The sequence below is a fragment of the Microbacterium phoenicis genome (assembly GCF_047302325.1).
Taxonomy (GTDB): domain Bacteria; phylum Actinomycetota; class Actinomycetes; order Actinomycetales; family Microbacteriaceae; genus Microbacterium.
The window spans coordinates 1,628,711-1,652,807 of the sequence record NZ_CP154849.1; the positions used below are offsets into that span (position 1 = coordinate 1,628,711).

The 24,097-nt window shown below is 67.0% G+C and carries 24 protein-coding genes; 14 read left to right on the plus strand and 10 right to left on the minus strand.

Going from position 1 to position 24,097, the window contains the following annotated elements:
- Positions 1-36: 36 nt before the first annotated feature.
- The gene (locus ABCU91_RS07960) at positions 37-597 is read right to left on the minus strand and encodes a DUF3043 domain-containing protein (RefSeq protein ID WP_406924473.1); all 561 of its coding nucleotides are present in this window, start codon (positions 595-597) and stop codon (positions 37-39) included.
- A gap of 52 nt (positions 598-649) precedes the next feature.
- Between ABCU91_RS07960 and ABCU91_RS07965 the strand changes: the two genes are divergently transcribed.
- From ABCU91_RS07965 to ABCU91_RS07985, 5 genes are all read left to right on the plus strand, one after another.
- Complete coding sequence (locus ABCU91_RS07965) at positions 650-2,041, plus strand: dipeptidase (RefSeq protein WP_413353340.1); 1,392 nt, start codon at positions 650-652, stop codon at positions 2,039-2,041.
- Positions 2,042-2,157: 116 nt separating this feature from the next.
- Positions 2,158-2,523: an iron-sulfur cluster insertion protein ErpA gene (gene erpA / locus ABCU91_RS07970; RefSeq protein WP_091352806.1), complete on the plus strand. Its 366-nt coding sequence runs from the start codon at positions 2,158-2,160 to the stop codon at positions 2,521-2,523.
- Positions 2,524-2,637: 114 nt separating this feature from the next.
- Entirely contained in the window at positions 2,638-3,537 is a 900-nt protein-coding gene (gene coxB, locus ABCU91_RS07975) for a cytochrome c oxidase subunit II (RefSeq protein ID WP_406924471.1), read from the plus strand.
- On the plus strand, positions 3,537-5,279 hold the full coding sequence (ctaD, locus tag ABCU91_RS07980) for a cytochrome c oxidase subunit I (RefSeq protein ID WP_133399447.1): 1,743 nt from the start codon (positions 3,537-3,539) through the stop codon (positions 5,277-5,279). Before coxB ends, ctaD begins: the two co-directional genes overlap by 1 nt.
- Positions 5,280-5,714 carry a cytochrome c oxidase subunit 4 gene (locus ABCU91_RS07985; RefSeq protein ID WP_091352812.1) on the plus strand — a complete coding sequence of 145 codons (435 nt, stop codon included), beginning with the start codon at positions 5,280-5,282 and terminating at the stop codon, positions 5,712-5,714.
- A 308-nt stretch (positions 5,715-6,022) separates the two neighbouring features.
- On the opposite strand, the gene ABCU91_RS07990 is transcribed toward ABCU91_RS07985, so the two are convergent.
- The 5 genes from ABCU91_RS07990 to ABCU91_RS08010 form a co-directional block, all read right to left on the minus strand.
- On the minus strand, positions 6,023-6,448 hold the full coding sequence (locus ABCU91_RS07990; protein ID WP_406924470.1) for a rhodanese-like domain-containing protein: 426 nt from the start codon (positions 6,446-6,448) through the stop codon (positions 6,023-6,025).
- Positions 6,449-6,526: 78 nt separating this feature from the next.
- The gene (locus tag ABCU91_RS07995; RefSeq protein WP_413353341.1) at positions 6,527-8,350 is read right to left on the minus strand and encodes a cytochrome b; all 1,824 of its coding nucleotides are present in this window, start codon (positions 8,348-8,350) and stop codon (positions 6,527-6,529) included.
- On the minus strand, positions 8,347-9,423 hold the full coding sequence (locus tag ABCU91_RS08000) for a ubiquinol-cytochrome c reductase iron-sulfur subunit (protein WP_307468871.1): 1,077 nt from the start codon (positions 9,421-9,423) through the stop codon (positions 8,347-8,349). The genes ABCU91_RS07995 and ABCU91_RS08000 overlap by 4 nt, the downstream gene beginning before the upstream one ends.
- Positions 9,424-9,462: 39 nt before the next feature.
- On the minus strand, positions 9,463-10,263 hold the full coding sequence (locus ABCU91_RS08005) for a c-type cytochrome (protein WP_091352823.1): 801 nt from the start codon (positions 10,261-10,263) through the stop codon (positions 9,463-9,465).
- A 24-nt stretch (positions 10,264-10,287) separates the two neighbouring features.
- Positions 10,288-10,932: a heme-copper oxidase subunit III gene (locus ABCU91_RS08010; RefSeq protein ID WP_091352826.1), complete on the minus strand. Its 645-nt coding sequence runs from the start codon at positions 10,930-10,932 to the stop codon at positions 10,288-10,290.
- Between the two features lie 122 nt (positions 10,933-11,054).
- On the opposite strand from ABCU91_RS08010, the gene trpD reads away from it, so the two are divergent.
- Together trpD and ABCU91_RS08020 are read left to right on the plus strand one after the other, a co-directional pair.
- Positions 11,055-12,107: an anthranilate phosphoribosyltransferase gene (gene trpD, locus ABCU91_RS08015; RefSeq protein WP_091352829.1), complete on the plus strand. Its 1,053-nt coding sequence runs from the start codon at positions 11,055-11,057 to the stop codon at positions 12,105-12,107.
- A 7-nt stretch (positions 12,108-12,114) separates the two neighbouring features.
- Positions 12,115-13,107 carry a PHP domain-containing protein gene (locus ABCU91_RS08020; RefSeq protein ID WP_413353342.1) on the plus strand — a complete coding sequence of 331 codons (993 nt, stop codon included), beginning with the start codon at positions 12,115-12,117 and terminating at the stop codon, positions 13,105-13,107.
- A 4-nt stretch (positions 13,108-13,111) separates the two neighbouring features.
- Here ABCU91_RS08020 and ABCU91_RS08025 read toward each other — a convergent pair whose 3' ends face one another.
- From ABCU91_RS08025 to ABCU91_RS08035, 3 genes are all read right to left on the minus strand, one after another.
- Complete coding sequence (locus ABCU91_RS08025) at positions 13,112-14,029, minus strand: 5'-3' exonuclease (RefSeq protein WP_413353343.1); 918 nt, start codon at positions 14,027-14,029, stop codon at positions 13,112-13,114.
- 16 nt (positions 14,030-14,045) lie between these two features.
- The gene (locus ABCU91_RS08030) at positions 14,046-14,825 is read right to left on the minus strand and encodes a hypothetical protein (protein WP_413353344.1); all 780 of its coding nucleotides are present in this window, start codon (positions 14,823-14,825) and stop codon (positions 14,046-14,048) included.
- A gap of 125 nt (positions 14,826-14,950) precedes the next feature.
- Positions 14,951-15,472 (minus strand): hypothetical protein, encoded by a 522-nt coding sequence (locus ABCU91_RS08035; RefSeq protein WP_413353345.1) that lies wholly within the window; start codon positions 15,470-15,472, stop codon positions 14,951-14,953.
- Between the two features lie 91 nt (positions 15,473-15,563).
- On the opposite strand from ABCU91_RS08035, the gene ABCU91_RS08040 reads away from it, so the two are divergent.
- The 6 genes from ABCU91_RS08040 to uvrB all read left to right on the plus strand — a co-directional run bounded on the left by ABCU91_RS08040 (position 15,564) and on the right by uvrB (position 23,347).
- On the plus strand, positions 15,564-15,983 hold the full coding sequence (locus ABCU91_RS08040; RefSeq protein WP_413353346.1) for a YchJ family protein: 420 nt from the start codon (positions 15,564-15,566) through the stop codon (positions 15,981-15,983).
- A gap of 147 nt (positions 15,984-16,130) precedes the next feature.
- Positions 16,131-17,582 (plus strand): 30S ribosomal protein S1, encoded by a 1,452-nt coding sequence (gene rpsA, locus ABCU91_RS08045; protein WP_065570782.1) that lies wholly within the window; start codon positions 16,131-16,133, stop codon positions 17,580-17,582.
- Between the two features lie 164 nt (positions 17,583-17,746).
- The gene (locus ABCU91_RS08050; protein ID WP_406924463.1) at positions 17,747-19,396 is read left to right on the plus strand and encodes a sensor histidine kinase; all 1,650 of its coding nucleotides are present in this window, start codon (positions 17,747-17,749) and stop codon (positions 19,394-19,396) included.
- Positions 19,393-20,580: a diguanylate cyclase gene (locus ABCU91_RS08055; protein WP_406924462.1), complete on the plus strand. Its 1,188-nt coding sequence runs from the start codon at positions 19,393-19,395 to the stop codon at positions 20,578-20,580. Before ABCU91_RS08050 ends, ABCU91_RS08055 begins: the two co-directional genes overlap by 4 nt.
- Before the next feature lie 23 nt (positions 20,581-20,603).
- On the plus strand, positions 20,604-21,200 hold the full coding sequence (coaE, locus tag ABCU91_RS08060) for a dephospho-CoA kinase (RefSeq protein ID WP_413353347.1): 597 nt from the start codon (positions 20,604-20,606) through the stop codon (positions 21,198-21,200).
- Between the two features lie 65 nt (positions 21,201-21,265).
- Positions 21,266-23,347 (plus strand): excinuclease ABC subunit UvrB, encoded by a 2,082-nt coding sequence (gene uvrB / locus ABCU91_RS08065; protein ID WP_406924460.1) that lies wholly within the window; start codon positions 21,266-21,268, stop codon positions 23,345-23,347.
- 15 nt (positions 23,348-23,362) lie between these two features.
- On the opposite strand, the gene ABCU91_RS08070 is transcribed toward uvrB, so the two are convergent.
- Positions 23,363-23,599 carry a hypothetical protein gene (locus ABCU91_RS08070; protein WP_406924459.1) on the minus strand — a complete coding sequence of 79 codons (237 nt, stop codon included), beginning with the start codon at positions 23,597-23,599 and terminating at the stop codon, positions 23,363-23,365.
- 40 nt (positions 23,600-23,639) lie between these two features.
- Between ABCU91_RS08070 and ABCU91_RS08075 the strand changes: the two genes are divergently transcribed.
- Positions 23,640-24,080 carry a MarR family winged helix-turn-helix transcriptional regulator gene (locus ABCU91_RS08075; RefSeq protein WP_413353348.1) on the plus strand — a complete coding sequence of 147 codons (441 nt, stop codon included), beginning with the start codon at positions 23,640-23,642 and terminating at the stop codon, positions 24,078-24,080.
- Positions 24,081-24,097: the final 17 nt, after the last annotated feature.

Here is a 24,097-nt window from a genome sequence, read left to right on the forward strand (position 1 = left end):
GCCCGCACGATCTCGTGCGGGCCCTTCGTCGTGAGGTCAGTTCGGGTACTCGCCGCGCCCCACCTGCGGCTTCGGCAGACGCATGAAGCGCATCTGCACCGACCGCATCGCGGCGTACCAGCCGAGGCCCTTCTCGCGGCGGTCGCCCCATTTGGCAGCGGCGAGTTTCTTCACCTTGCGCGAGAGCAGCGCCATGTCGGCGACCACGAAGAGCAGGTAGGCCCAGAGCCCGACGTAGGCGTAGAAGACGATGGCCGTGTTCGGAACGAGCGCGAAGAGGATGACGATCACCAGCAGCGGCATGATGAGCTCACCGAAGTGCCATCCGGCATCGGTGTAGTCGCGGGCGAACCGGCGCTGGGGGCCACGGTCGCGGGGAGTCAGGTACCGCTCGTCTCCGTTCGCCATGCCGACGCGGGCCTTCTCGCGCTGCGCGGCGAGCTCGGCCTTCGCGCGGGCGCGCGCCTCCTTCGTGTTCGCGACGAGGGGCCGCTTGCGCGCCGCTTCCTGCTCGGCGCGCGTGGGCGTCGGGCGGTTCTTTCCCGAGCCGACGGGGGCGTCGGGGGCGGTGTCGGCGGGGGGCGGTGTCTTTGCCACGGGGCGGTTCCTCGGAATCGGCGAAAAAGGCGTGCCACATAAGATTACCCGCATGACCTCCGACACGACCCGGTCCACTGCGGTGCGGGAGGCGGCCCTCACCCAGGTCCCCGCCGCCCTCGCTGATCTGGGAGCCCTCGTCCGCATCCCGTCCGTCGCCTTCCCCGGCTTCGACCGTGCCGAGGTGCAGCGCAGCGCCGAAGCGGTGAAGGCACTCGTGGACGATCTCGGGCTCTTCGAGCGCGTCGAGATCAAGACCGCCGTCATCCCCGAGACGGGGGAGGTGGGGATGCCGGCCGTTCTCGCGACGCGCGCACCCCGCAACGGTCGGCCGACGATCCTTCTGTACGCCCACCACGACGTCCAGCCGGTCGGCGACGAATCGCTGTGGGAGTCCCCGCCGTTCGAGCCGACGCTGCGCGACGGCCGCATCTACGGCCGCGGCGCCGCAGACGACAAGGCCGGGATCATGGCGCACATCGGAGCTCTCCGCGCCCTGAAGGCCGCGCTCGGCGACGACTTCGATCTGGGCGTGAACCTGTTCTTCGAGGGCGAGGAGGAGGCCGGTTCGGCATCGTTCGCGCAGTTCTTGAGCGACAACGCCGACGCGCTCCGCGCCGACGTCATCGTCGTCGCCGACTCCGGCAACTGGGATTCCGAGACTCCCGCGCTGACGGTGTCGCTGCGTGGAAACGCGCGCTTCACCCTCGACATCGAGACGCTCGACCACGCCTCCCACTCGGGGATGTTCGGCGGCGCCGTCCCGGACGCCATGATGGCGGCGGTCACCTTGCTGGCGACCCTCTGGGACGAAGACGGTGCCGTCGCGGTGGAGGGTCTGACGTCCCGGGAAGCCGCGACCCCGCCGTACTCGGAGGAGATCCTTCGAAGCGAAGCCGGACTGCCGGAAGGCGTATCGCCCATCGGACGCGACGAGATCCTGAGTCGGATCTGGAACAAGCCCTCGATCACCATCACGGGAATCGACGCGCCCAGCGTCCGGAACGCGTCCAACACCCTGTCGCCGAAGGTCACGGTCGTCATCAGCACCCGTGTGGCGCCGGGCCAGGCCGCGGCCGAGGCGTTCGCCGCGATCGAGACGCACCTGCGCGCGCACGCGCCGTTCGGAGCGCGCCTGAGCTTCCGTGACGTCGACTTCGGCAACCCGTTCCTCGTCGACACGTCGGGCCCCGCCGTGGAGAAGGCGCGGGCCGCCCTCGAGAGCGGATACGGACGGACGCCGGTCGACATCGGCGTGGGCGGGTCCATCCCGTTCATCGCGGATCTCGTCCAGGAGTTCCCGGGCGCGGAGATCCTCGTCACCGGAGTGGAAGACCCCCACGCGCGGGCGCACAGCCCGAACGAGTCGCTCCACGTCGACACGTTCCGTCACGCGTTGCTCTCCGAAGCGCTCCTGCTGGAATCCCTCGACGCATCCGAATGATCCGCGTGTGCGGATCCCCGCGTCACCCGACCAGACCGCGCGACGCGACGTAGAATCGAGTCAGCACGCCGCCCCCGTTCCTGAAGAGCACTGGCGGCCCGACCATGGGGAGAGTCATGACCGACATCGCCACGCAGTCCACCGAGACCGTTCCCGCACACGGCGTCGCCCTCACCGAGGCAGCGGCCGACAAGGTGAAGAGCCTGCTCTCGCAGGAGAACCGCGATGACCTGCGTCTGCGGGTGGCCGTGCAGCCCGGCGGATGCTCGGGTCTCATCTACCAGCTCTACTTCGACGAGCGTTACCTCGACGGCGACCAGACCGTCGACTTCGACGGTGTCGAGGTGATCGTCGACGACATGTCGGTGCCCTACCTCGACGGCGCGAAGATCGATTTCAAGGACACGATCTCGGAGCAGGGCTTCACGATCGACAACCCGAATGCTGCGGGCAGCTGCGCCTGCGGCGACAGCTTCCACTGACCCATCCCGGGTTCCCTCCCGTGGTCCCGGCATCCTGAGCGGATGGCCGGAATCCCGTAAGAGGTTGCCCTAGACTGGCATGAGTCTGACCTTCATGTCCCCGAAAGGTGCACCGTGCGCGTCAACCGCCGACTCCGTTGGGTAGCCCTCCCGCTTGCGATCGCCTCCGCGGTCACGCTCGCGGCGTGCAGCCCCACAACAGCGAACGGCTTCCTCCCCGGTTTCGATGAGGGAGGCGGACAGGCGACGAACCACACGTCGATGATCGCGGGCCTCTGGACCACGTCGTGGATCGTCGTCCTCGCCGTCGGTGTCATCACCTGGGCCCTCATGGGCTGGGCGGCGATCGCCTACCGTCGGCGCAAGGGCCAGTCGGGTCTTCCCGTCCAGCTGCGCTACAACATGCCGATCGAGATGTTCTTCACGATCACCCCGGTCATCCTCGTTCTCGGCTTCTTCGCCTTCACCGCGCGTGACCAGGCGATCCTCGAGACGCAGTACGAGAACCCCGACGTGTGCGTCACCGCCATCGGCAAGCAGTGGGCCTGGGACTTCCAGTACAACGGCAACAACTGCGACGACCCGCAGGACCCGGTGTGGACCATGGGCGTCCAGGCGCAGACCGACGCCGAGGGCAACATCACCAACGACATCCCCGAGCTCGTTCTGCCCGTGAACAAGAAGGTCACGCTGCAGCTCGAATCGCGTGACGTCATCCACTCGTTCTGGATCGTGGACTTCCTCTACAAGAAGGACATGTACCCCGGCCGCGAGAACTACTGGTCCTTCGAGCCCACGAAGGAAGGCACGTTCGTCGGCAAGTGCGCCGAACTGTGCGGCCAGTACCACTCGATGATGCTCTTCAATGTGAAGGTCGTCTCCGAGTCCGAGTACGAGACCTACATCGCGTCGCTGAAGGCCAAGGGTCAGACCGGCGACATCGACGACGCGTTCGACCGGCAACAGAACGCGCCCGGCACCGGCGCGCCCGCCGCTGAGGGAGAGCACAACTGATGGCCACCATCGCACCTCCGGCCCCGACGCTTCCCCCTCGCCAGGCTGCGCTCCTCAGCAGCTCGCGCGTCGAGCACAAGGGCAACATCGTCGTCAAGTGGATCACCTCCACCGACCACAAGACGATCGGGTACATGTACCTGATCGCGTCGGTGCTGTTCTTCATGCTCGGTGGCGTCATGGCGCTGATCATCCGTGCCGAGCTCTTCGAGCCCGGCATGCAGATCGTGCCGACGAAGGAGCAGTACAACCAGCTGTTCACGATGCACGGCACGATCATGCTGCTGATGTTCGCGACGCCGCTCTTCGCTGGTTTCGCGAACGCGCTGCTGCCGCTGCAGATCGGTGCCCCCGACGTCGCGTTCCCGCGTCTCAACGCCTTCGCGTTCTGGCTGTTCACCTTCGGCTCGACGATCGCCGTCGCCGGCTTCCTCACCCCGCAGGGTGCAGCGGCGTTCGGATGGTTCGCCTATCAGCCGCTGGCAGGCGAGAGCTTCAGCCCGGGCGCCGGCGGTGACCTGTGGATGCTGGGTCTCGGCATGAGCGGTTTCGGCACCATTCTCGGTGGTGTCAACTTCATCACCACGATCATGACGATGCGTGCTCCCGGCATGACGATGTGGCGCATGCCGATCTTCAGCTGGAACACCCTGGTCACCAGCATCCTGATCCTGATGGCCTTCCCGGTGCTCGCTGCAGCGATCTTCGCCGCTGCGGCGGACCGCATCCTCGGCGCTCACATCTACGACCCGGCCAACGGCGGTGTCCTGCTCTGGCAGCACCTTTTCTGGTTCTTCGGGCACCCCGAGGTCTACATCATCGCGCTGCCGTTCTTCGGCATCGTGTCGGAGATCTTCCCGGTGTTCAGCCGCAAGCCGATCTTCGGATACAAGACGCTCGTCTACGCGACGATTGCCATCGCCGCCCTGTCGGTGTCCGTGTGGGCCCACCACATGTACGTGACCGGCGCCGTCCTCCTGCCGTTCTTCGCGCTGATGACGATGCTCATCGCCGTCCCGACGGGTGTGAAGATCTTCAACTGGATCGGCACGATGTGGCGAGGGTCGATCACCTTCGAGACCCCGATGGTCTTCGCGCTCGGCTTCCTCGTCTCGTTCGTCTTCGGTGGTCTGACCGGCATCATCCTGTCGTCGCCGCCGCTCGACTTCCACGTCTCGGACTCGTACTTCGTCGTCGCGCACTTCCACTACGTCGTCTTCGGAACCGTCGTGTTCGCGATGTTCGCGGGCTTCTACTTCTGGTGGCCCAAGTGGACCGGCAAGATGCTGAACGAGCGCCTCGGCCTCGTCCACTTCTGGCTCCTGTTCATCGGCTTCCACATGACCTTCCTCATCCAGCACTGGCTGGGCGCGGACGGCATGGTCCGCCGCTACGCCGACTATTCGGCAGCGGACGGCTGGACGTGGCAGAACCAGGTCTCGACGGTCGGTTCGATGATCCTCGCGGCATCCATGGTTCCGTTCCTCCTGAACGTCTGGATCACGGCACGCACCGCACCCCGCGTCACGGTCAACGACCCGTGGGGCTACGGCGGATCGCTCGAGTGGGCGACCAGCTGCCCGCCGCCGCGACACAACTTCACATCCATCCCGCGCATCCGCAGCGAACGCCCGGCCTTCGACCTGAACCACCCCGAAGCCGGCATCCCGGTCGGTGTGGGCCCTGCGAAGGACGCGCCCGACGCCCCTGTTGTCGATCTGTCGAACGGTGAGGTCAAGTAAGTGAAGACCAACGTCAACCTCTGGTGGGTGCTGGCGGCGTTCTTCGCCCTCGTCGCCGTCGTGTACGTCGGCTGGAACATCCTCGCCCACCCGCAGTTGCCGGTGTTCAACCGGATCGAGTGGGTCGGGTCCGTGGGCCTCGTCTTCGTGACGATGATGGCCGCGATGATCGCGTTCTACTCGAGCCGCGTCGAGAAGGCCCAGGGCGGCACGCTTCCCGAGGACTCGCTCACGGCGGACATCGATGACGGCGACCCCGAGATGGGCGAGTTCTCGCCGTGGTCCTGGTGGCCTCTCGTCCTCGCCGGTTCGGCCGCGATCGCCTTCATCGGTCTTGCTGTCGGTGAGTTCATGATCCCGATCGGCGTCGGCATCTTCGTCGTCGCCATCGTCGGCTGGGTCTACGAGTACTACCGGGGCTACTTCGCCCGCTGAGTCATGCATTCTCTGGACGTCGATCACGACGTCGCTCGAATGAAGCCGCCCGCCACTTGTTGTGGCGGGCGGCTTCATTCGTAGCGCACTCTCGGAGGTCTTTCGTCGGCCGTGAACGACCCCCCAGGCCCTCAGTCTCGGGGAGCGGTACTCAGGAGCGAGCAGGACCTCGCTGAGACCCCGCTGGGGCCAACGCGGGGCCCCCTGGGGCACGGGCGCGTCGATCACCCGCCGACGGGCGGATCTCGGGGGTCGGCGCGTCGCTGGGAAGCGCGCCTCGGAGTTCGGAGCGCTCGGGGGCCCTCGCGTCAGCGCTCAGGACGGACGGGCATCACCAGAGGATCGAAGCGGCGGGGGAGCGGCCCGTTGACGTCCTCGACGGGGAGTCCCTCCCTCGCCCAGTACTCGAATCCACCGATCATCTCCCGCACCGCGTAGCCGAGACGTGCGAACTCCGCGGCGCCTCGCGCCCCGCCGTTGCACCCAGGGCTCCAGCAGTAGACGACAACAGGGATATGCGACGCGATCTCGCTCACGGCGCGTGAGGAGATCTCACGGTGGGGCATGTGGATCGCGCCTGCGGCGTGCCCCTGATCCCAGGCCTCCCTGTTGCGCACGTCGACCAGCACGAAGGGATCGTTCGCTTGCTGGGCTGCGTAGACATCACTCGGGTCGGTTTCGACGAGAAGCTTCGTCTCGAAGTAGGACAGGACGACGGCAGGGGAGAGGGTCATGCTGTCGACGCTACGCACGAAGAACAGCGGCGGGGTCCGACCTTTCGGTCAGACCCCGCCGCTTTCCTGCCAGAGCGGTCAGTCGCTCGGGCGGTCGTTCTTCTTGCTGGAGTCCTCGTCCACCACGATGATGTTCGACGGACGGTTGGCCGTCTCCGGGTTGTGGCCGTCATCGATCGGGTGGAGCGGGGCATCGACCGCACCGGCACGCTCGTGCGCGCCGCGGATCTCTTCCTGCTCCTCGTGGTCGATGTGCTCGAGCTCGTGGTGCTGGTGAGCGATCGCGGCATCCACTTCGGCTTGCGTGACCGGGGACAGACGGTCTTCGAAGAACCACCGCGACAGCGAGGCGCGGACGTTCTGGTGCCACGGGATGCGACCGTTGTCGTTCGGACGAACCACGAGGGGCTCGTGAACCTCGAAGTCGATCAGCTTCACACGCTCGTAGGCGTCGACGGGCTGGTGGACTTCGATGTACTCGCCGCCGGGCAGGCGGACGATGCGACCCGACTCGTAGCCGTGGAGCGCGATCTCGCGATCCTTCTTCTGCAGTGCGATCGCGATGCGCTTCGTGACGAAGTACCCGACGATGGGGCCGATGAACAGCAGCGCCTGCAGGGAGTGGATCACGCCTTCCATCGTCAGGTGGAAGTGCGTCGCGATGATGTCCGACGAGGCAGCGGCCCACAGGACGGCGTAGAAGATCACACCGGCCACACCGATCGCGGTGCGCGTCGGGGCGTGACGGGGGCGCTGTGCGATGTGGTGCTCGCGCTTGTCGCCCGTGACCCACGCCTCGATGAAGGGGTAGATCGCGACGAGCACGATGAACACGCCGAGCACGGCGACCGGCAACAGGATGCCGAACGAGAAGGTGTGGTCGAACAGCACCAGGTCGAGGTTGGACGGCGCCAGACGCAGTGCTCCGTCGGCGAATCCGATGTACCAGTCAGGCTGAGTACCCGCGGAAACGGGGGAGGGGTCGTATGGTCCGTAGTTCCAGATCGGGTTGATCGTGAACATCGAGGCGATGAGCACCAGGACACCGAACGTGATGAACAGGAAGCCGCCCATCTTCGACATGTAGATCGGGACCATCGGGTAGCCCACGACGTTGTCATTCGTGCGACCGGGGCCGGCGAACTGCGTGTGCTTGTTGATGATCATCAGCATCAGGTGGGCTGCGATCAGGGCGATGAGGATCAACGGCAGCAGCAGGATGTGCAGCGTGTACAGACGGCCGACGATCGCCGTACCCGGGAACTCGCCGCCGAAAAGGAGGTACGAGGTCCAGGTACCGATCAGCGGGAGGCCCTTGATCATGCCGTCGATGATGCGGAGACCGTTGCCCGAGAGGAGGTCGTCGGGCAGCGAGTAACCCGTGAAGCCGAGCGCCATCGCGAGAATGAACAGCACGAAGCCGATCACCCAGTTGAGCTCGCGCGGCTTGCGGAATGCACCCGTGAAGAACACACGGAGCATGTGCACGCCGATGGCCGCGATGAACAGCAGAGCCGCCCAGTGGTGGATCTGACGAACCAGGAGACCGCCGCGCAGGTCGAACGAGATGTTCAGCGTCGACTCGAGCGCAGCGGACATCTCGATACCGCGCAACGGAACGTAGGCGCCGTTGTAGTGCGTCGGAGCCATCGATGCTTCGAAGAAGAAGGTCAGGAACGAGCCCGACAGGAAGACGACGACGAAGCTCCACAGAGCGATCTCGCCGAGCATGAACGACCAGTGGTCGGGGAAGATCTTGCGACCGATCTCCTTGACGAGGCCCGAGATGCTCGTGCGCTCGTCGATGTAGTTCGCCGTCGCGCCGATGAACCGGCCGCCGAGGGGCTTTTCGGCCGGCGTGGCGAGAGCGGTAGCCGGCGCTGATTCAGTCGAGGTGCTCAATGACGCTCCCAGAAGCTGGGCCCAACGGGCTCTTCGAAGTCGCTCTTCGCGACGAGGTAGCCCTCTGCGTCCACCGCGATAGGCAGCTGCGGGAGCGGCCGTGCGGCCGGGCCGAAGATGACTTCGGCACCGCGCGACACGTCGAACTGCGACTGGTGGCAGGGGCATAGAAGGTGGTGGGTCTGCTGCTCGTACAGCGCGACGGGGCATCCGACGTGCGTGCAGACCTTCGAGTACGCCACGATCCCGTCATAGGACCAGTCGAGGCGGTTGTACTCGGCGGGGAGCTGCTCGGGGAGCAAACGCATGAGGAGGACGATCGCTTTCGCCTTCTCCTCCAGGTAGCCCTCGAGGTGACCGAGATCCTTGAGGGACTCGGGGATGACATGGACGGCCGAGCCGAGGGCGACGTCAGCCGCGCGGATCGGGAGGCCGGAGGGGTCGTGCGCCAGGCGCTCGCCTTCCTTCCACATCGTGTGCTTCAGAAGGGCGACCGGGTCACCGGCCAGCGGGTTCTCCTCGGAGGAGTGCGGAGCCAGGCCGCGGAAGAGCGTGACGCCGGGGACGATCGATGCGACGACCGCAGCGATGAGACCGCCTCGGATCGCGGTGCGACGCCCGAAGCCGGACTCTTCGTTCGCCTCGCGGAAGACGTTGACGGCGGCTTCGCGCGTCGACTCCTTGCCGCGAGTCGAGTGACGGGCCTCGATGTGCTCCTTGTCGGGCATGATCGCCTTCGACCAGTGGATCGCCGCGATCCCGATGGTCAGAAGAGCGAACCCGATCCCGAGGCCGATGAAGAGGTTGTTGCTCCGGATGTCCCCGAAGTTGCCGCTCTCGATCGGGAAGAGCATGTACGCGGCGACAGCCCAGAGGCTCGCAGCGAGTGAGATGTAGAACAGCGTGTAGACGGTGCGGACCGCGCGGCTCATCGCCGCCGGGTCCTTGTCGGTCATCCGCTCGCGGTGGGGTGGCAGACCGGGGTTCTGCACGGGGTCGGCGACCGCGACGACGAGTCCCGACGAAGGCCGGTGAGCCTTCTCGAGCGCCTGCGGCTCTTCCTCGTGTGACATTGTGCTCCTCGTCCTGGAATTCTCTTCGTCAGTGTTAAATCAGTTGGACTTCGCGGTGATCCACACCGAGATGCCGATCAGCGTGCCGATGCCGAAGATCCAGATGAACAGGCCTTCGGAGACCGGACCGAGGGATCCGAGGGTGAAGCCGCCGACCGGCTCGCTCTTCTGCAGGTACATCAGCGACGAGATGATGTCGCGCTTCTCGTCGGGCGTGATGGTCATGTCGTTGAACACGGGCATGTTCTGCGGGCCGGTGACCATCGCCGCGTAGATGTGCAGGGGGCTGGTCTTCGTCAGCGCGGGGGCGTACTTGCCCTCGGTCAGCGCGCCACCTGCTGCGGCGACGTTGTGGCACATCGCGCAGTTGATGCGGAACAGCTCCGCGCCCTCGGTGAGGTCGCCTTCGCCGTCGAGGATCCGCTTGTCTGGGTACGTCGGGCCGGGAGCGACGGACTGGACCCACGAGGCCATCGCCTTGATCTGGTCTTCCGTGAACTGCGGTGCCTTCTGCGGGGCCTGGGGACCCTGGGCCTGCAGCGGCATGCGGCCCGTGGAGACCTGGAACTCGACCGACAGCTCACCGACGCCGTAGAGCGACGGGCCGTCTTCCGTGCCCTCGAGGTCGAGGCCGTGGCAGGTCGCACAGTTGGCCTGGAACAGCTTCTTGCCATCCTCGACGGTCAGCGTTGATGCCGAGTCGGTGGAGGAGGTCGAGGCCATCGCCGCGGACGCGCCGGCGTAGATGCCACCCGTGAGCAGCAGGCCGACGCCGATCAGAGCGGCGGCCGCCCACTTGCTGCGACGGCCCGTGTGCCGACGCGGGGTCTTGGATGCCATTGAGGAACTCAGCTCCGCTCTGTATTACCGGATGAAGTAGATGACGGCGAAGAGGATGATCCACACGACGTCGACGAAGTGCCAGTAGTAGGACACGACGATCGCGGAGGTCATCTCCTTCCGGCCGAAGTTCTTGACCGCGAATGCACGCCCGATGATGAGCAGGAAGGCGATGAGGCCACCCGTCACGTGGAGGGCGTGGAAACCGGTCGTGATGTAGAAGGCGGAAGCGTAGGAATCCGCGCTGATCGGCAGCCCTTCGGCGACCAGCGTTGCGTACTCCCACACCTGGCCCGAGACGAAGACGGCTCCCATGATGAAGGTCAGGTAGAACCACTCGACCATGCCCCACTGGCGGAAGTTCCAGATCGATCCGCGGCGGTAGGGCTGGAAGCGCTCGGCGGCGAACACGCCGGCCTGAGCGGTGAACGACGACAGCACCAGGATGAGCGTGTTGACGGCCGCGAAGGGCACGTTCAGCAGCTCGGTTCGGCTGGCCCACAGCTCCGGCGAGGTGTTGCGGATCGTGAAGTAAATGGCGAAGAGGCCGGCGAAGAACATGACCTCGCTGCCCAGCCACACGATCGTGCCGACGGCGACGGGGTCCGGTCGTTTCACCGAACGCAGCGCCTGGTTGTATGTCGCGGGAGTGGTCGTCACACTCCCCATTATGGCCGATGTTGGGGGAGGGTTTCGCATTCCTGAAGGTACTTCCGTCTTTCCGCGGCGTCAGGGCGGTCGATGGGCCCGCCGGGAGTCGGCTGTCAGAGTGCTGAGTAGGATCGGGGGTCATGGCGGACATGTACTCCTGGCCCGAGATCCTCACCACGGTGCTGGACCGGAAGGACCTCAGCGTGTCCGAATCCACGTGGGCCATGCGCCAGGTGATGCAAGGGGACGCGACGCCTTCGCAGCTCGCCGGTTTCCTTGTGGCTCTTCGCGCGAAGGGCGAGACCGTCGACGAGATCGTCGGGTTCCGCGACGCGATCCTCGAGGCGGCGGTGCCCCTCCCGGTCCGCGCAGATGTGCTCGACATCGTGGGCACGGGCGGTGATCGTTACGGGACCGTGAACGTGTCCACGACCGCATCGGTGGTGGTGGCGGCCAGCGGCATCCCGGTGGTCAAACACGGCAACCGCGCGTCGAGCTCGAAATCGGGCTCGTCGGACGTGCTGGCGGCACTCGGCGTCGACCTCACCCAGTCCCCGGAGCGCGTCGCCGAGGTACTTGACGAGGTGGGCATCACGTTCGCTTTCGCGTCGGCGTTCCACCCCGGCTTCCGGCACGCGGGGCCGACACGCGCCGAGCTCGGCATCCCGACGGTCTTCAACTTCCTCGGGCCGCTCTGCAACCCGGCACGGGCCGAGGCGAACGCGGTCGGCGTCGCCCATCTCGACCGCGTCCCGCTCATCACCGGTGTTTTCCAGACTCGCGGGGCGACCGCGCTGGTCTTCCGCGGCGACGACGGCTTGGACGAGCTCACGACGACCGGCCACAGCCGGGTGTGGGAGATCAGCCGCGGCGACGTTCGTGAACACGATCTCGATCCTCGCGATCTGGGCATCCCTCGCGCGGACATCGCGGACCTGCTGGGCGGCGACGCGACTCACAACGCCGAGATCGTCCGGCGGGTGCTGGACGGCGAGGCGGGGCCGGTGCGCGACATCGTCCTTCTGAACGCGGCCGCGGGGATCGTCTCGTACCGCCTGTTCCGGGATGCCGCCGAGCTGCAGCGTCCCTTCGTGGAACGGCTCGCCGACGCGTACGCAGAGGCCGGCGCCGCCGTCGACTCCGGCGCCGCGCGCGCCAAGCTCGACGCCTGGGTCTCGGCGAGCGGACGCTGAGCAGACGATGGACCCGATCGAGGCGCTCACCGAGATAGCGGAGCTCCTCGAGCGCGACCGGGCTTCGCGCTACAAGTCCAAGGCCTTCCGTGCCGCAGCCGACACGCTCGCGGGGCTGAGCGCGGACGAGCGTGCGGACGTCGGCCGCCTCCGATCGCGCAAGGGCATCGGCGACTCCACCTACAAGGTCATCGCCGAGGCGCTTTCCGGTGAGGTGCCGGCCTACCTGGCCGAGTTGCGGAACCGGGTCGCACCCGTCGAGCAGTCTCAGTTGCGCTCGCTGCTTCGCGGTGACCTCCATGCCCACTCCGAATGGTCCGACGGGCTGACTTCGATCGACCTGATGGTCGATGCGGCGCGCGCTCTCGGACACGAGTACCTCGCGCTGACCGACCACTCCCCGCGGTTGCGGGTCGCGCGCGGGCTGTCAGCCGAGCGGCTGCGCGAACAGCTCGCAGTGATCCCGGGCTTCGCGGATGAGTCGTTCACTCTGCTGAGCGGGATCGAGGTCGACATCCTCGACGACGGTTCCCTCGACCAGGAGGATGAGCTGCTGCGCGCGCTCGACGTGGTGGTGGCCTCCGCGCACTCCGCGCTCCGGATGGAGCGGGCGCCGATGACGCGCCGGCTGGTGGCCGCGGCATCCGACCCTCGTGTGGACGTCCTCGGTCACGTGACGGGACGACTCGTGTCGGGTTCTCGGGGCACGCGCCCGCCGTCGGTGTTCGATGCGCGGGCCGTGTTCGAGGCCTGCGCCGAGCACGGCACCGCGGTCGAGATCAATTCCCGCCCGGAGCGCGAGGATCCTCCCGACGACCTGGTGGCCCTGGCCCTCGAGATCGGATGCCTCTTCTCGATCGACTCGGATGCGCATGCACCCGGTCAGCTGTCGCTACTGGATCATGGCGCCGCCCGGGCGGAGCGTGCGGGTGTTCCCGCGGAGCGGATCATCACCACCTGGCCGCTCGCGCGGTTGCGGGAGTGGAAATCGTCTCGGTGAGTCGTCAGGCCCGGGCGGACAGCGCCTCGGCCGCGCGCGTCGCCGATGAACCGAGCGACCAGGCTTTCGCCAGCGTCGCGAGCTCTGCGTCGTCGGGTGCCGTGATGCGAGCGTCGACCTCCGGAAGTGGGAGGTCTCGCACCACCTCGACGACGCGTGGTGCGACGTCGAGGTAGTCCGCGGCGGACAGGACCTTCGTTCTCACGCCCGCGCTCATGCCCTCGCCCGCTTCCGCGGCACGGCGGATGCCGGCGAGATCGCCGTGCGCCGCGAGGAGGGTCGCTGCGGTCTTCTCGCCCACGCCCGCAACCCCGGGGAGTCCGTCTGACGCGTCTCCGCGCATCGCGGCGAAGTCCGCGTACTGCGAGGGCAGGATGCCGCACTTCGTGACGATGGCGGCGTCCGTGAGCTCCTCGAGCTTGCTCATTCCGCGGCCGGTGTAGATGACCCGGATGCCGCGCGAGTCGTCGACGAGCTGGAAGAGGTCCCGGTCGCCGGTGATGACGTCGACGGGCATGGTGCTGGTCGATGCGAGGGTGCCGATCACGTCGTCCGCTTCGTGTTCCGCGGCACCGACGATCGGGATGCCGAGCACCCCGAGGGCTTCGCGGATCACCGGTACCTGGATCTCGAGGGGATCAGGGACCTCCTCGACGTCCGGTGCTGCGGCGACGGCTTCGGCGACCCGATGCGCCTTGTACGAGGGGATGAGGTCGACGCGCCACTGGGGCCGCCAGTCGTCGTCCCAGCATGCGACGAGGTGCGTCGGTTCGTAGGTGGTCACGAGCTTCGCGATCATGTCGAGGAACCCGCGGACCGCGTTCACCGGGCGGCCGTCCGGCGCCTTGACCGTGTCGGGCACGCCGTAGAAGGCGCGGAAGTAGAGGCTCGCGGAGTCCAGCAGCATGAGGCGTTCGGTCACGCGCTCATCCTCGCACTCAGCAACCGGGTCCGCTCGGGTCTTCGTCGCACGTGCGTTGCACGAGCGCGGTCTCGACGTCGACGATCCGGATGACGGTGGTCGGGGTGTCGACCTCGAGGAGACCGGCGATGGGGAACCATCCGCCGCCGGCATCCGCTTCGGCTGCGTAGCGGATGGTCGCGGCGGCTTCGTACTCACCTGCGGCGCCGTAGCTGTGGCTGGTGGCGGTCGCGGTGAACTGCGGAACCCCCAGGTCGTCCCACGACCTGCCGGCGGTCCTCGTCTCCCGCGTCGCCCCGTCGCCGTAGGTGAAGGCGTAGGAGACCGGCGTGAAGCGGACGGTGACGGGGATGTCGAAGATGTCGCCCTGCACGGTGTGCTCCTCAGCCCCGACCACGAAGTTGGTGGGCATACCCACCACGCCCATTCCGCCGGGTTCGCCGACGATCGCCGGCGGTGCCGGTGCGAACTGCGCGACGTCCTGGATGGTCGCCGTCGTCGGATCCGGTGCGGCCGGGGCAGCGGGATCGGCCGGTGGCAGCTCGGCCTGCTCGGTGCCGGGAATCGGGGCGCCGCCCGGGGCTGCGATGGCGCCTGCGCACGCTTGGTTGAACGCGCACTCTGCGAGCCACTCTTCGCGGGTCCGCTGACCCGGGTAGAAGGCGTCCGGGTTCCGCGCCGGCGGAGGAACGACCGATGAGCCGCCACCGCCCCGAGGCCCGGTCTGCGGACGGGTCGGTGTGGACGACTCGCCGCGGGTCGCGCCGATCGAGACGGATGACCCCTTGTTCTGCACCTGGCAGTTTGTCCAAGTGTTGGACCCGAAACAGCCGCCGCTCTCATCGGCCGAAGCTGGGCTTGCAACGGCAGTGGACATCGCGATGGCGCTCAGGACGCCGATCACGGTCAACGTTAGATTTCTCAACACCGCGAGTCCTGGACGGCCTGACTCTCAGTGACCCTTGCGTTTGTATCCGATGACGGGTCGAATACAACGCGCACTTTTAGGGCGAAGACGTCCGGACGATCAGCCGCCACTTGGGAAGTTCCTTCGGCGTCCCGAACGTCGACTCCTGAGACGTTCTGGCAGACCACTAGCTCGCCGAGACCTTCGCCTTCGAAAATCGCTGGGAGCGTCGTGTCACCTGACACGGCCCAGCCATCGGAGTGCATTTGTGTCAGGGTTCTCTTCTCGCTGTCGAGCGCCTCGCCTGACAGATGCGCATACACGGGCTCGAATGTCGCGGGATCGGACAGATCGACCTCGTTGAGGGCGTCGACGTATGCGCGGTAGGTCGCCTCCGCGGCAGCGAAAGCCTCCTCTTCCGACGCGAATCCGGTCGCTGTCGGCGATGGGGTCGCGGAGGCGGTCGGTGCGCACGCCGAGAGGGCGGCGGCCAGCACGGTCGCGGCCAGCAGCGCTGCGGTGCGTCGAACGATCATGCGACCACGGTAGTGAACCCTGGTCTCTTCCCCGAGGGTTGTCCACAGCGCGTAGGCTCACTCGGGTCTTTCGTGAGCGTGGGGAGGAATCATGTCGTTCGGGGCTGCGGCATCCGCTCGTCGAGGGCGACGACTCGCCGCGGACGCACCCTGTCCCTGCGGCCGGCGGGACTTCGCGTCCTGCTGCGGCCCGGTGCTGGACGGGCGCGCTGCGGAAACACCCGAAGACCTCATGCGTTCGCGGTACACGGCGTTCGCACTCGGTGACGCGCGGCATCTGGTCGACACATGGTTCCCCGGTACACGGCCGGGCGGCCTGACGATCGACCCCGACACGGAATGGCTGAGGCTCGACGTCCAGGCCTCCGACATCGCTCCGGACGGCAGGTCGGGACGGGTGCGCTTCCGAGCGTTATGGCGGGAGGGGCCCGGCGGGGACCTGCAGACGATGAAGGAGCACAGTCGCTTCATTCGGCGGGCTGGGCGCTGGTACTACGTCGACGCGCTCTGATAAGATAGAGCGTCGCACGCGTGGCTCATCCGCCGTGCTCTCGCGACATCGCAACAACAACCACTCTGCTCCGATCGGCTGCCGCGCGTCCTCGCGCGGATGTGCCTCGGGGCCCGATCACAACACCATCCAAGGACAACCCCCTACATGACTAACGCAACGACCGCCCCGGCCACCAAGCAGGTCGCCATCAACGACATCGGATCTGCTGAGGACTTCCTGGCCGCGGTCGAGAAGACCCTGAAGTTCTTCAACGACGGAGACCTCATCGAAGGCACCGTCGTGAAGATCGACCGCGACGAGGTCCTCCTCGACGTCGGCTACAAGACCGAGGGTGTCATCCCCTCGCGTGAGCTCTCGATCAAGCACGACGTCGACCCCAACGAGGTCGTCAACGTCGGTGACCAGGTCGAGGCACTCGTCCTCCAGAAGGAGGACAAGGAAGGCCGCCTGATCCTCTCCAAGAAGCGCGCGCAGTACGAGCGTGCCTGGGGAGACGTCGAGAAGATCAAGGAGAACGACGGCGTCGTCACCGGTTCCGTCATCGAGGTCGTCAAGGGTGGCCTCATCGTCGACATCGGCCTCCGCGGCTTCCTGCCCGCGTCGCTCATCGAGCTGCGCCGCGTCCGCGACCTCACGCCGTACCTCGGCCAGGAGATCGAGGCGAAGATCCTCGAGCTCGACAAGAACCGCAACAACGTCGTCCTCTCGCGCCGCGCTCTGCTCGAGCAGACGCAGTCGGAGTCGCGTTCGAACTTCCTCAACAACCTCCACAAGGGTCAGGTCCGCAAGGGCACCGTCTCGTCGATCGTCAACTTCGGTGCGTTCGTCGACCTCGGTGGCGTCGACGGTCTCGTCCACGTCTCGGAGCTCTCGTGGAAGCACATCGAGCACGCATCCGAGGTCGTCGAGGTCGGCCAGGAGGTCACCGTCGAGATCCTCGAGGTCGACCTGGACCGCGAGCGCGTCTCCCTGTCGCTGAAGGCGACGCAGGAGGACCCGTGGCAGGTCTTCGCCCGTACCCACGCAATCGGTCAGGTTGCTCCGGGCAAGGTCACCAAGCTCGTTCCGTTCGGTGCGTTCGTCCGCGTCGCCGATGGCATCGAGGGCCTCGTGCACATCTCCGAGCTCTCGGGCAAGCACGTCGAGCTCGCCGAGCAGGTCGTCTCCGTCGGTGAAGAGGTCTTCGTCAAGATCATCGACATCGACCTCGAGCGTCGTCGCATCTCGCTCTCGCTCAAGCAGGCCAACGAGTCTGTCGACCCCAACGGCACCGAGTTCGACCCGGCGCTCTACGGCATGGTCACCGAGTACGACGAGAACGGCGAGTACAAGTACCCCGAGGGCTTCGACCCCGAGACCAACCAGTGGAAGGAAGGCTTCGACGAGGCCCGCCTCGCCTGGGAGGCCGAGTACGCCGCTGCACAGGGTCGCTGGGAGGCTCACAAGGCCGCTGTCGCCAAGGCTCTCGAGGCCGAGGCCGCCGCTCCGGCCGACTCGGGCTCGTCGTCCTTCTCGTCCGAGGTCTCCGGCGGCGCCGGCACCCTCGCCGACGACGAGGCGCTGGCTGCTCTTCGCGAGAAGCTGTCCGGTCGCTGATCGACACACACCTGAATCGAGGGGTCGGAGCCATGTGCTCCGGCCCCTCGGTCGTTGTACCGACGGATGCCGACGGCCCCGGCTCCCGGTAACGTGCAGGTGTGGCGCATGAGAACGAGGGATCGACCGCAGATCGATCGTCGCCCGATCGGGCGGGGACGCGCATGCACCGATTCTTCGACGCCCCCCTGCGCCAGTTGCCGCTGACCGAACTGCGCGACCGTGTGGCCGCCAACAACCAGCTCCTCCTCACGTCGATCGTGGCGGCGATCTTCCTGTCGGGAATCCCCAGCGGGTGGCTCGCCCAAGCTCCGCAGTTCGCGCCCGGCGTCGTCATCGTCGTCGTCGCTGCCGTCGCGAGTCTCGCCGTCCCCTGGTCCCGCCTGCACCCGTCCTGGGTCGCCGTCATCCCACTCCTCGACATCGTCGCGATCGGGCTCATGCGCACGTCGGATGTCCCGGGCATCGGCCTCCTCTGGGCGTTCCCGACGATGTGGCTGTCCTCAATGGGCCGACTCTGGTTCATCGTCGCGTGCGTCGGATCGATCGGTTCGTACTGGACCGCGCTTCTCTTCGTGCCCGATTTCCAGGTCACTTGGGCGGTCATCGTCCTCCCGGCCGTTGTCATCGCGATCGGGGCATCCACCTACAACTCGACGCGTCGCTTCCTCGCACAGCGTGCTCTGCTCGATCGTCAGGCTGAGCGTCTGACGGCGGCGCTGCGCCACGCGAGTCGGCAGGAACAGCTGCTGACGGAGGTGCTCGACACCGTCGATTTCGGAGTCCTCCGCGTGGGTCCCGACGGTGAGATCACCTTCGTCAATGACGCGCTCGGTCGATTCCAGCAGCGGATTCCGGGATTCGGCAGGTCTGACGGCAGCGAACAGATCTTCGCCGCCGACGGGGAGACGCCGCTGGCCACCGAGGACCGTCCGCTGTCCCGCATCATCCGGGGGGAGACCTTCAGCGACGTCGTCGTCTGGTACGCCGTCTCGGACTCCCGGCGCGCGGCACTCAGTCTGACGGCGCGCCGGATGCGGGATGCCGACGGCGATCCGGCGGGGGTGGTCCTCGTCGCGCGCGACGTGACAGACGAGCGTACGGCGCTCAAAGCCCGGGACAGCCTGGTCGCATCGGTCTCGCACGAGTTGCGGACACCGCTCACGTCGATCCTCGGCTACCTGGAACTGGTCCTCGACACGGAGGACCTCCCCGAGACGGTGCACCGGCAGGTGGATGTGGCCTACCGCAACAGCGAGCGGCTGCTCGGCATCGTGTCCGGCATCCTCGCGGCATCCACGGCATCGCGCATGTCGGCCGAAGTGACGATCTCGCCAGTGATGCATGACCTGGGGTCCGTCGTTCGGGCATCGGCATCCGACCTCACGCCGATCGCCCGCGAGCGGGCGATCCGTATCGACGCCGACGACATCCTGGAAACCCCGGCCTTCGTCGACCCCGCCAGGATCCGCCAGGTCGCCGACAACCTCATCAGCAACGCCATCAAGTTCAACCGGGACGGCGGCTCGATCACGCTCAGCAGCTCCACGGACGGTGACGTCTCATGGTTCCTCGTCCGCGACACCGGGATCGGACTGACGCCGGAAGACCAGGATCGACTGTTCGAACGGTTCTTCCGAGCGGAGTCCGGCGTCGCGGGAACCGGGCTGGGGCTCGCCATCAGCCGCGAGATCGTTCGCGCTCACGGCGGCGACATAACCGTGACCTCGACCAAGGGCACGGGCACGACGTTCATGGTCCGCCTGCCCGCGAGGTCAGCCGTCACGGGTCCTGTCGAGGAGGGCGACCGATGAACCTCGATCTGTTCTCGGTGACCGTGATGACGGCCCTCGTCGCCTTCGTCGCCACGGGCATCTTCGTCGTCGAGACGTTACGTCGCCGCGACGCCGGCGCGGGGCGACTCTGGGCGGTCGCATACCTGTGCGGTACGGCCACCACCTTCGCCTACATCTCCTGGGCGGCAGGCATCGGGGGAGCGGTCGCGATCGCCATCGGCAACTCCGCCTTCGTGCTCACCCCCGCCTTTATCTGGCTCGGGAACCGCCGCTTCAACGACCGCCCCATCGGCTGGTCCTCGGTGATCGTCGGTGTCCTCGCCGTGTTCACGTTCGTCGCCGCCGTGATCCGTGTCCCGGTCGAGGGCTCCTGGGGCGGATGGGTGGTCATGGCTGCCAACGTCGTGGTGTTCTTCCTCGCAGGCGGGTGGGAGGCTACGCGTCGTCCCATGGGCCGGATCGGCAACGCCCACCTGCTGTCCGCGGTCCTGTTCGCCGGAGCCGCCTTCTACGGCGCTCGTCTGGCGGCTTTCGTCCTCGACGGTCCTGAGGGAACCTTCTTCGTGACCTGGTTCGGTTCCATCTCGGCCAACATCGCAACCGTCGTCCTGACCATGGTCGCCGTCGTGGTCACCTCCATCCTGAGAGCGAACAAGAGCGCGACCCAGCGGTATGAATGGCTCGGCGAGAACGGCGTCGCCGCCGACGGGATCATGCTCGGGCGCACCTACCGTGACGCGCTCCGTGACATGACAGAACGCGCCGGATGGCGTCGAGAGCTCGTCAGCGTGATCATCGTCCACGTCGACGGGTTGGACGAGATGGCGGCCGCCTTCGGGTCGGATGCCGCGGATGAGCTCGCGGCTCGGTGGCGCCGATCCGTCCGACGCCATGCCCCGGCATCCGCCTTCGTCGGGGAGGACGGAGACTCCACGCTCGCCGTGTGCGGCGTGGCGACGACCGCCGCCGATGCGCGGCGGCAGGGTGCGGCGATCTACCGCGGATGCATCGACGACCTCGCGGACAATCCGACGGGGCTCCTCCCGGTCGTCGGGATCGGAGTCGGACTGACCGAGACCGTCGGCTACGACCCGACCGTCCTGATGAACGCCGCTCGGGAGGCGGCCATGCGCGCCTCGCGGAGCCTGGAGGCATCGGTGCTCTTCGGTGGGCTCGAGGAAGCACGTTCGCACCTGACCTGACAGAGCCGTGGCATCCTCAAAGGGTGCCTCTCATCGCGCTCACCGGCGGAATCGCCTCGGGGAAGTCCACCATCGCCCGCCGACTGGCCGAGCACGGTGCTGTGGTGGTCGACGCCGACGCGCTCGTCCGCGAAGTGCAGCAGCCCGGTTCACCGGTCCTCGACGCGATCGCCGCAGAGTTCGGAGACGACCTGCTGACGCCGCACGGCGAGCTCGATCGCCCCGGCCTCGCGTCACGGGTGTTCGGTGATCCGGATGCCGTCGGCCGCCTCAACGCGATCGTCCATCCTGCCGTACGCGCGGAGTCCGCGCGCCGATTCCAGATGGCATTCGACGCGGATCCCGACGCTGTCGTCGTCTACGACGTGCCGCTCCTGCTGGAGGCTCGGGCCGCGGACCCGTGGGAGCTGATCGTCGTCGCACACGCCCCGGCGGCCCTTCGCACGGAGCGACTCGTCTCGTTGCGCGGGATGACACCCGAGGACGCCGACGCCCGGATGGCGGCCCAGGTCGACGATGCGCGCCGGCTCGCGATCGCCGACGTCGTGATCGATACGGCCGGCACGCTCGACGAGACGCTCGCGCAGACCGACGACCTCTGGACCCGACTCACCGCCTGAGTTCCGGCCCCACGCCGACGGCGAACGCCGGAGCCGGTGTCGGAGGCCCGGCCTACGCTGGATCCATGCAGACCACGCGATCCGTCCGGCCGTTCGAGGTCATCAGCGAGTACGTCCCCAGCGGTGACCAGCCGCAGGCAATCGCCGATCTCGCCGCGCGCATCAACGCGGGCGAGACCGATGTCGTGCTGCTCGGCGCCACAGGTACCGGCAAGTCCGCGACGACGGCATGGCTCATCGAGCAGGTGCAGCGGCCGACCCTCGTGATGGCGCACAACAAGACGCTGGCGGCCCAGCTCGCGAACGAGTTCCGCGACCTCCTGCCGAACAACGCGGTCGAGTACTTCGTCAGCTACTACGACTACTACCAGCCCGAGGCGTACGTCCCGCAGACGGACACCTTCATCGAGAAGGACTCCTCGATCAACGCCGAGGTCGAGCGCCTGCGCCATTCGACGACCAATTCGCTGCTGAGCCGGCGCGACGTGGTCGTTGTGTCGACCGTCTCGTGCATCTACGGCCTCGGTGCTCCCGAGGAGTACCTCCGCGCGATGGTCGCGCTGCAGGTGGGGGAGCGGTACGACCGCGACGCGCTCATCCGCAAGTTCATCGCGATGCAGTACAACCGCAACGATGTGGACTTCTCGCGCGGCAATTTCCGCGTGCGCGGCGACACCATCGAGATCATCCCGGTGTACGAGGAGTTCGCCGTGCGGATCGAGCTCTTCGGCGACGAGATCGAAGCGCTGTACATGCTTCACCCGCTCACCGGCGACGTCGTGCAGAAGCTCGAGAGCGTGCCGATCTTCCCGGCATCCCACTACGTCGCGGGCACCGAGACCGTCCAGCGCGCCATCGGCACCATCGAGCACGAGCTCGAGGAGCGACTGAAGGAGTTCGAGTCGCAGGGCAAGCTCCTCGAGGCGCAGCGACTGCGCATGCGCACGACGTTCGACCTCGAGATGCTGCAGCAGCTCGGGTTCTGCTCGGGAATCGAGAACTACTCCCGCCACCTCGACGGACGGATGCCGGGGGAGGCCCCGCACACGCTCCTCGACTTCTTCCCCGACGACTTCCTGCTCGTGATCGACGAGTCGCACGTGACCGTGCCGCAGATCGGTGCCATGTACGAAGGGGATGCCTCCCGCAAGCGCACGCTCGTCGATCACGGGTTCCGGCTGCCGAGCGCGATGGACAACCGTCCGCTGCGCTTCGACGAGTTCAAGCAGCGGATCGGCCAAAGCGTCTACCTGTCCGCGACGCCCGGGAAGTACGAGATGGGGATCGCCGACGGCGTGGTCGAGCAGATCATCCGTCCGACGGGCCTCGTGGATCCCGAGATCATCGTCAAGCCGTCGAAGGGACAGATCGACGACCTGCTCGAGGAGATCCGCATCCGCGTCGACAAGGACGAGCGCATCCTCGTGACGACCCTCACGAAGAAGATGGCCGAAGAGCTCACCGACTTCCTCGGCGAGCACGGAGTGCGGGTGCGCTACCTGCATTCGGACGTCGACACGCTCCGCCGTGTCGAACTGTTGACCGAGCTCCGTCAGGGCGTCTACGACGTGCTGGTCGGCATCAACCTCCTGCGCGAAGGCCTCGACCTTCCTGAGGTGTCGCTCGTGGCCATCCTGGATGCCGACAAGGAGGGCTTCCTGCGGTCCGGGACCTCTCTCATCCAGACGATCGGTCGTGCCGCCCGAAACGTGTCGGGCGAGGTGCACATGTACGCCGACAAGATCACCGACTCGATGGCGGCCGCGATCGAGGAGACCGAGCGACGTCGCGAGAAGCAGATCGCGTACAACCTCGAGCACGGCATCGACCCGCAGCCGCTGCGGAAGAAGATCGCCGACATCACCGATGCCCTCGCCCGCGAAGCGAGCGACACGCGCGACATGATGGACAGCCGAGGCAAGGGAAAGACGAAGTCGGGCAAGGGAAAGAGCCCGACACCGCAGCTTCGGCGCGAAGGCATCGCGGCGGAGGGTGCGAACCAGCTCGAGGCGACCATCGAAGACCTCACCCGGCAGATGCTCGCGGCGGCCGATGAGCTCAAGTTCGAACTCGCCGGTCGACTTCGCGATGAGGTCCAGGACCTCAAGAAGGAACTGCGGGCGATGGAGCGGGCCGGTCACGCCTGACCCGGACCACGCTGATCAGGGGCAGTGCATGAGCGGGCGTTCGCCGGAGCGATCGAACGTGTGCTGCGACATCGGCTGCCCGCACAGGGGACAGGCGCGCTCCGTGCGGACCGGCTCCGGCTCGGTCTCGTAGGGTCCGACGGAGGCGGGGCCGGCATAGCGGATGAGGCGGCTGTTCCACCACGAGTAGAAGCCGCCGGCTGCACGGATCCGCTGACGGAGTGGGGGTCGTGGTTCCCGTTCCTCATCCATAATCATTAGTGTACTAACTATTAGTGAAGTGAGGATCGGGATGGACGAGGACGCGCTGAAGCTGGAGAGCCAGCTCTGCTTCGCGATCGTGACGGCGGCACGCAACGTGGTCTCGATCTACCGGCCGATCCTCGAGCCCCTCGGGCTCACCCACCCGCAGTACCTGGTGATGCTCGCCCTCTGGGAGAGGGATCCGCAGTCCCTGAGCGAGCTGGCATCCGCCCTCGCCGTGGAGCCCGCGAGTCTCTCGCCGACGATCAAGCGCCTGGAGTCGCAGAGGCGAGTGCTCCGCCGACGTCGCGCGGCCGACGAGCGCGTCCTCGACATCGAGCTGACCGACGACGGGCGCGCGCTGCGCGAGCTCGCCCTCGACGTGCCTCGGCAGGTAATGGAACGTGTCGGGCTCGGCGTCGACGACGTCGCACGTCTTCGGGATGGCCTGCAGCCGTTCGCCGGCGGGCGTGCGACCGTAACGGACTGATCGCCCGGAGCGAAGAC

What these genes read in the sequence shown, in the direction of transcription:
- ABCU91_RS08055 (WP_406924462.1), top strand. Translation starts at nt 19,393, where the DNA reads ATGAACCTCGATCTGTTCTCGGTGACCGTGATGACGGCCCTCGTCGCC.
- trpD (WP_091352829.1), top strand. Translation starts at nt 11,055, where the DNA reads ATGGCGGACATGTACTCCTGGCCCGAGATCCTCACCACGGTGCTGGAC.
- ABCU91_RS08000 (WP_307468871.1), bottom strand. Translation starts at nt 9,423, where the DNA reads ATGTCACACGAGGAAGAGCCGCAGGCGCTCGAGAAGGCTCACCGGCCT.
- ABCU91_RS08040 (WP_413353346.1), top strand. Translation starts at nt 15,564, where the DNA reads ATGTCGTTCGGGGCTGCGGCATCCGCTCGTCGAGGGCGACGACTCGCC.
- erpA (WP_091352806.1), top strand. Translation starts at nt 2,158, where the DNA reads ATGACCGACATCGCCACGCAGTCCACCGAGACCGTTCCCGCACACGGC.
- ctaD (WP_133399447.1), top strand. Translation starts at nt 3,537, where the DNA reads ATGGCCACCATCGCACCTCCGGCCCCGACGCTTCCCCCTCGCCAGGCT.
- ABCU91_RS08035 (WP_413353345.1), bottom strand. Translation starts at nt 15,472, where the DNA reads ATGATCGTTCGACGCACCGCAGCGCTGCTGGCCGCGACCGTGCTGGCC.
- ABCU91_RS08075 (WP_413353348.1), top strand. Translation starts at nt 23,640, where the DNA reads ATGGACGAGGACGCGCTGAAGCTGGAGAGCCAGCTCTGCTTCGCGATC.
- ABCU91_RS08070 (WP_406924459.1), bottom strand. Translation starts at nt 23,599, where the DNA reads ATGGATGAGGAACGGGAACCACGACCCCCACTCCGTCAGCGGATCCGT.
- ABCU91_RS08050 (WP_406924463.1), top strand. Translation starts at nt 17,747, where the DNA reads ATGCACCGATTCTTCGACGCCCCCCTGCGCCAGTTGCCGCTGACCGAA.
- ABCU91_RS07990 (WP_406924470.1), bottom strand. Translation starts at nt 6,448, where the DNA reads ATGACCCTCTCCCCTGCCGTCGTCCTGTCCTACTTCGAGACGAAGCTT.
- ABCU91_RS08010 (WP_091352826.1), bottom strand. Translation starts at nt 10,932, where the DNA reads ATGGGGAGTGTGACGACCACTCCCGCGACATACAACCAGGCGCTGCGT.
- ABCU91_RS08020 (WP_413353342.1), top strand. Translation starts at nt 12,115, where the DNA reads ATGGACCCGATCGAGGCGCTCACCGAGATAGCGGAGCTCCTCGAGCGC.
- ABCU91_RS07965 (WP_413353340.1), top strand. Translation starts at nt 650, where the DNA reads ATGACCTCCGACACGACCCGGTCCACTGCGGTGCGGGAGGCGGCCCTC.
- rpsA (WP_065570782.1), top strand. Translation starts at nt 16,131, where the DNA reads ATGACTAACGCAACGACCGCCCCGGCCACCAAGCAGGTCGCCATCAAC.
- ABCU91_RS08005 (WP_091352823.1), bottom strand. Translation starts at nt 10,263, where the DNA reads ATGGCATCCAAGACCCCGCGTCGGCACACGGGCCGTCGCAGCAAGTGG.
- uvrB (WP_406924460.1), top strand. Translation starts at nt 21,266, where the DNA reads ATGCAGACCACGCGATCCGTCCGGCCGTTCGAGGTCATCAGCGAGTAC.